Origin of the sequence: Streptomyces sp. W16, assembly GCF_033194735.1 — a bacterium.
Classification (GTDB): domain Bacteria; phylum Actinomycetota; class Actinomycetes; order Streptomycetales; family Streptomycetaceae; genus Streptomyces.
In genome coordinates, this window is the sequence record NZ_JAWOAI010001167.1 from 1 (window position 1) to 913 (window position 913).

General features: G+C 73.4%; 1 protein-coding gene. It reads right to left on the minus strand.

Annotation, left to right across the window (positions count from 1 at the left end):
- Nucleotides 1-403: 403 nt before the first annotated feature.
- Nucleotides 404-913: alpha/beta hydrolase family protein (locus tag R6V09_RS53985; RefSeq protein WP_317888673.1), on the minus strand; the 510-nt coding region annotated here is incomplete at its 5' end.

Consider the following 913-nt stretch of genomic DNA (forward strand, 5'->3'; position numbering starts at 1 on the left):
CGGCCGGAACAGGGGCGGGGATCTCGGGCCGGGCCGCGGCCGAGAGGGGGATCACGACAGCGCCTATGACGAGCGCAGCGAGGAGCGCGCGACGCCAACTGCCGCTACGCCGAGACCTGTTGCGAAAGCGCGGGGCGCCGGCGTCCGATGCCGGACCACTCCCCACCGGTTCGGCTACCGCCGTATCGCTCTCAGCACCGGCACCGGCAGCCCCGGTCTCCGCCCAGGCGCCGACCACCCCCCTGCCCAGCCCCATACCCGTCTCCCCTCCCGCTCCGGCCGCCGTCGGGCCGATCTGGAAGGGAAATTACGGATCCGCGCACGTCGTCCGCGTCCCGCCAGGGAACTCACCTGCGCCGTAGCTCTCAGGTACTACGGGTATGACCCGGGTGGGAGAAGTCGCTCACCACGCCAGCTGTGCGATCTCCTCCGCCACCACCGCGCACGCGTCCGCCGCCGGGTCGATCAGGGGGAAATGGCCGACGTCCTCAAGGAGCGTGAGGCCCACGACCTCGCCGGACTTCGCCGCCGCGTCCGCGTACGACTCGGCGACCGCCTGCGGGACATCGACGTCGGCGCGGCCCTGGACCAGCGTGGTCGCGATGCCGGTGGGAAGCAGGAGCGTCGGATCCGCGTACGGCAGCCGTTCCGCGAACTTGGCTTCTCCACCCAGGAGTTGACCCGCCGCCCCCTCGCACACGGCGAGCTTCTCGGCGACCGTGAAGTCGGCGATCGGGGCGAGGGCGACCACACCGCGCAGCGCGGCGGGGGCGTCGGTGCGCCAGGGGGCGTCCTTGGGGAGGACGTGCCGGGCCGCCGCCCACAGCGCGAGGTGACCGCCCGCCGAGTGACCGGTGATCACCGTGCGGCGCGGATCGTCCTGCGGAAGCGCCTCCCGGACGAGCGCGGGGAG